The following is a 2687-nucleotide window of genomic DNA, read 5'->3' as shown; positions in this document are numbered from 1 at the left end:
TGAACCTCGTCGAAGTGTCCCCCAATGCGGACCCGCCGGTGTGCAAGTTCCTCGATGTCGGCAAGCACCGCTACGAAGCGCAGAAGAAGGCCAACGCCGCGCGCAAGACGCAGAAGACGCAGGACATTAAGGAAATCAAGATGCGTCCCAACATCGACACGCACGATTACGACGTGAAGATGCGGAGCATGAACAAGTTCATCGAGGAAGGCGACAAGGTCAAGGTCACCCTGCGCTTCCGCGGTCGCGAAATGGCGCACCAGCAGCTCGGCATGGACCTGCTCAAGCGCGTGCAGGACGACATCGCCGAAGTGGCGAAGGTCGAAGCCTTCCCGCGCCTGGAAGGTCGCCAGATGGTTATGGTCGTCTCTCCCAAGTAATCGCGGCATCTAAACGCGCGATACATTTCAGGCACTTTCCCGGCTCGCCCTGCGGGCCGGGAACGCAGGCGCACGCCGGTCCGTTGCGCCGGCATGATCTCCAGAATCGCCATTTGGGCAAGCGTTGCCGCTCCAACCGCCCTCGCCGCCTGTTCGCAGCCTTCCGGGACCGAAGCTTCGCCCGAGGGTGCCACAACGGCGGCGCCCACTCCCTCGGCAATGCCGAACGCCCCGGTAACCTCGCCCACTCCCGATATCGGGGAAGGACGTCCCGATCGAGTCAATGACGGTTATCCCGATCTGACCCCACTGGACACCGCACCGGATGTGCAGAGCACGGAAAAGGGTGCGCGCGCCGTGTTGTTGCCTTTTGCGCGCGCGCTTGAGCTGCGCGAATTCGACCAGGCCTGGGGCATGATGGACGACAATGCGCGCCAACAGTGGACCAAGGCCAAATGGAATGCGCTGTTCGATGGGCTGGAGCGAATTACCGTTTCCATCCCCGGCGGACGGATGGAGGGGGCGGCAGGCACGTCCTACTATACCAGCCCCGCCTCGATCACCGCGACGGATGCTTCCGGCCGCCCCGTTGCCATCCAGGGCCCGATCGTTCTCACCCGGGTCAATGACATTCCCGGTGCCACGCCGGAGCAGTTGAGCTGGCGGGTCCATTCGGCGGACCTCGCCTGGACGCACTGAAGCCGCGAAGGCTTACTCGATCCGGAAATCGAGGATGGTGAAACGCGCGGGCTGAGTCGCAAACACACCGTGTCCGCGGCCTCCGGACGAACCGAAGACGAAGCCGACTCTGGCCGTATCCTGCAACGCCCGCGCAAACCCTGCCCGGTTGGCCTTCGCGCTGGGCCCCATCATCGAAATCCAGTCCTCGTCCAGTCCGATGCTGACGGTGTGCGTGCCCGGCTTCAGCGGTACCATGCGATTTTCCGGCGCATACCAGCGCCAGTCGGGATATTTGCGCGTCCAGCCATCGCCGGCCCGCTGGAAATAAAGTGACAGCGTGGCGCGCAAGTCCGGCGATTCCTGTGGCACGAAGCGCGTGCCCCGCGCCGCGTCGATGCGGTAGCGAAGCGTAATCCGCTTCGCGCCGGAAAGCGGACGCGCGGTCACGGTGACATAATGGACGTGTCCATCCCTGGCGGTGGGGCCCGGGATCATGAAACTCGGCCCATCCTCGCTCGGCTGAGGCCTGACGGGCATGCCCTTCGAATAGTTCTCGCCCCGGATGAAGGGGCCGATCTCCCACGCCTGCGCCGGCGGACCCGCTGCGGCAGCGGGACCTGCGACACTCGAACCGATCAGAGCGGCTACGGCGGCGAGAGATAGACTACGCTTCATCATGGCCCATGTCTAACGGGCCGAAGATGCCCACACCATGACCATCCGCTTCATACTTAGGACAGGAAGACCGCAAGATTTGTCGCTTCCACCTGGGCGATGTTAGGGAAGGGGCGCGAGGGGAGGCGCGTCACAACACATGACGGCAAAACGGGTCGGACTGGTGCTGGGGTTGCTGGCGTTCGTGTTGTCATGCGTGTTGCCGACGCCCGCGGGGCTCGATCGCCCGGCCATGGTGACCGGCGGTCTGGTCCTGCTGATGGCGGCCTGGTGGATGACCGAGGCTCTGCCGCTTACCGCGACCGCTTTGGTACCCTTCCTCGTGCTTCCCATCGCAGGAGTTATGGATGCGAAGGCGACCGCGAGCGCCTATTACTCCCCTATCCTGTTCCTTATCCTGGGCGGGGCCTTTCTGGCGCTGGCGATAGAGCGCACCGGGATGCACCGCAGGCTGGCGCTATGGCTCCTGCGGCTGAGCGGCGCGCGCTCAGGACAGCGCGGCGTCCTGTTCGCCTTCATGACGGCAGCGGCGGTCCTCTCCATGCTGATATCCAACACCTCCACCGCGCTCATCATGGTGCCGATGGCGCTTGCGGTGCTGGAAGCGGGCGGTTCGCGCGAGGGGGCGACACAGGGCCTCGCCGGCGCGCTGCCGATGGGCATCGCCTTCGCGGCTACCATCGGCGGGCTCGGAACGTTGGTAGGCACGCCGACGAATGCCATCGCCGTGGGCCTGATCGACAGGCTGACCGGCGTGCGGATCGGCTTTGCGGAGTGGGCGCTTTACGGCCTGCCGCTCGTGCTGCTGGGCGTGCCGCTGGCCGCCGCGATCATCGGCCGGGTGCAGCGCGTGGCCGACCATCCCTTCGACATCGCGGCAGCGCGGGCGGCGATTTCCAGCGAGCGGGAATGGAGCACGCCCGAAAAACGGCTGCTGCCGGTCATCGCCAT

At 65.2% G+C, this 2687-nt stretch carries 4 protein-coding genes; 3 read left to right on the top strand and 1 reads right to left on the bottom strand.

What is annotated here, in order from left to right:
- A partial coding sequence (infC, locus tag ACFDTG_RS16590) for a translation initiation factor IF-3 (RefSeq protein ID WP_375292022.1) occupies nucleotides 1–380 on the top strand: 380 nt, incomplete at its 5' end.
- A gap of 219 nt (nucleotides 381–599) precedes the next feature.
- Nucleotides 600–1079 carry a hypothetical protein gene (locus ACFDTG_RS16585; protein WP_375292021.1) on the top strand — a complete coding sequence of 160 codons (480 nt, stop codon included), beginning with the start codon at nucleotides 600–602 and terminating at the stop codon, nucleotides 1077–1079.
- Between the two features lie 12 nt (nucleotides 1080–1091).
- On the opposite strand, the gene ACFDTG_RS16580 is transcribed toward ACFDTG_RS16585, so the two are convergent.
- Nucleotides 1092–1739, bottom strand: a complete 648-nt coding sequence (locus ACFDTG_RS16580; RefSeq protein ID WP_375292020.1) for a hypothetical protein — start codon at nucleotides 1737–1739, stop codon at nucleotides 1092–1094.
- 136 nt (nucleotides 1740–1875) lie between these two features.
- Between ACFDTG_RS16580 and ACFDTG_RS16575 the strand changes: the two genes are divergently transcribed.
- On the top strand, nucleotides 1876–2687 hold an 812-nt coding region (locus ACFDTG_RS16575), incomplete at its 3' end, for an SLC13 family permease (RefSeq protein ID WP_375292019.1).

The sequence above is a fragment of the Qipengyuania sp. genome (genome assembly GCF_042095715.1).
Lineage (GTDB): Bacteria > Pseudomonadota > Alphaproteobacteria > Sphingomonadales > Sphingomonadaceae > Qipengyuania.
The sequence above is the reverse complement of the archived record's forward strand: the minus strand, read 5'-3'. Positions and strand labels throughout refer to the sequence as shown.